Below are 449 nucleotides of genomic sequence, written 5' to 3'. Positions count from 1 at the left end.
CGACAATGACTTGTTTGCCATACCATTTTGCTTTGTATTCTAACATTGATCGAAATTGCAACCAAGATACCTCACTAATTGCTTTTGCTAACTTATGATTTTTTAGCATATTCGATACTTGCAAATCCTCTATACCGATAACATCGTGGTTTTTGATGATTTCAGTTGAAATTTTGTCCAAGTAATCTTTTCTAGCATTGGATATGTATTCATGAATTCTAGCTACCATTACTCGTTGTTTATTCCAGCGAGAAGATCCTTTCATTCTTCTAGAAAGCACACGCTGTGCTTTCGCCAACTTATCTTCTAATGATCGGAAAAACTTAGGATTTTTATAGTGTGTTCCATTTGACAAAATAGCGAAATCTTTTAGTCCTACATCTATTCCAATGTAAGAATGTGTTTTCGGAAGTTCTTGTACTTCTGTTTCAACTAATAGTGACACAAAA

General features: G+C 33.9%; 1 protein-coding gene. It reads right to left on the bottom strand.

Annotation, left to right across the window (positions count from 1 at the left end):
• A partial coding sequence (locus ACTJJY_RS32110) for an RNA-guided endonuclease TnpB family protein (RefSeq protein ID WP_440607455.1) occupies positions 1-449 on the bottom strand: 449 nt, incomplete at both ends.

Source organism: Bacillus sp. 22475, from assembly GCF_052044835.1.
Classification (GTDB): Bacteria; Bacillota; Bacilli; order Bacillales; family Bacillaceae_G; genus Bacillus_A; species Bacillus_A cereus.
Note: the sequence above shows the minus strand (reverse complement) of the source record. Positions and strands in the feature narration are given on the sequence as shown.